Origin of the sequence: Streptomyces sp. NPDC048462, from assembly GCF_043200175.1 — a bacterium.
In the GTDB taxonomy this organism is placed as follows: domain Bacteria; phylum Actinomycetota; class Actinomycetes; order Streptomycetales; family Streptomycetaceae; genus Streptomyces.
On record NZ_JBICXG010000074.1, the window covers coordinates 1 to 1,267 of the forward strand.

At 57.8% G+C, this 1,267-nt stretch carries 1 protein-coding gene; it reads left to right on the top strand.

Going from position 1 to position 1,267, the window contains the following annotated elements:
• Window positions 1–275: 275 nt before the first annotated feature.
• Window positions 276–1,267 (top strand): beta-ketoacyl-ACP synthase I (gene fabB / locus ACGFU6_RS39290; protein ID WP_393617412.1); only part of this gene is annotated, 992 nt, incomplete at its 3' end.

The following is a 1,267-nucleotide window of genomic DNA, read 5'->3' on the forward strand; positions in this document are numbered from 1 at the left end:
CAGCCCATCCTGATTGGAAAAATAGACGTCATCAAACTGTTTCGAAACAGGTGTACCCTGTTCGTTCCAGGTTAGCGTTGCGGTTTGGATGGGGGCGTGATTCACGGTCAATGGCTCGAAATTCAAGGGATGCCGCGAATTCTAACGGCGCTGGCGCCCCGGCGCAAACTGGACAACAATAAAGCTGAAAAACGCTGATCGGACTTGTTCGGCTTACATCTGTACGCTAAAGTGCGATGCAAAATCCCGTAGGTAAATAGTGGAAGAGGTATTGAATGAAACGTGCAGTGATTACTGGCCTGGGAGTTGTCTCCAGCATTGGTAATAACCAGCAGGAGGTCCTGGCAAGCCTGCAGGAAGGACGTTCTGGGATCACTTTCTCCCAGGAGCTGAAAGATTCCGGCATGCGTAGTCACGTATGGGGGCAAGTTAAGCTCGACACGACCGGCCTGATCGACCGCAAGGCAGTGCGTTTCATGAGCGATGCTTCCATTTATGCCTTCCTGGCGATGCAAGAAGCGATCGCATCTTCCGGCCTGAAGGAAGAAGAGTATCAAAACAATCCGCGTGTAGGCCTGATTGCCGGTTCCGGCGGCGGTTCTCCGCGCTTCCAGGTGTTCGGCGCCGATGCGATGCGCAGCCCGCGCGGCCTGAAAGCGGTTGGCCCGTACGTGGTGACCAAAGCCATGGCTTCCGGCGTTTCCGCCTGCCTGGCAACGCCGTTCAAAATCCATGGCGTGAACTACTCCATCAGCTCCGCTTGCGCGACCTCCGCGCACTGCATCGGCAACGCGGTTGAGCAAATTCAGTTGGGCAAACAGGACATCGTGTTCGCCGGCGGCGGTGAAGAGCTGTGCTGGGAAATGGCCTGCGAGTTCGACGCGATGGGCGCGCTGTCCACCAAGTACAACGACACGCCGGAAAAAGCCTCCCGCACCTACGACGCCGATCGTGACGGTTTCGTCATCGCCGGCGGCGGCGGCATGGTGGTGGTTGAAGAACTGGAGCACGCGCTGGCGCGCGGTGCGCACATCTATGCAGAAATCGTTGGCTACGGCGCGACTTCCGACGGTGCCGACATGGTTGCCCCTTCGGGCGAAGGCGCAGTGCGCTGCATGAAAATGGCGATGCAGGATCTGGATGCGCCGATCGACTACATCAACGTGCACGGCACCTCTACGCCGGTAGGCGATGTGAAAGAGCTGGGCGCTATTCGTGAAGTGTTCGGTGACAATACCCCGGCCATCTCCTCCACCAAGGCGATGAC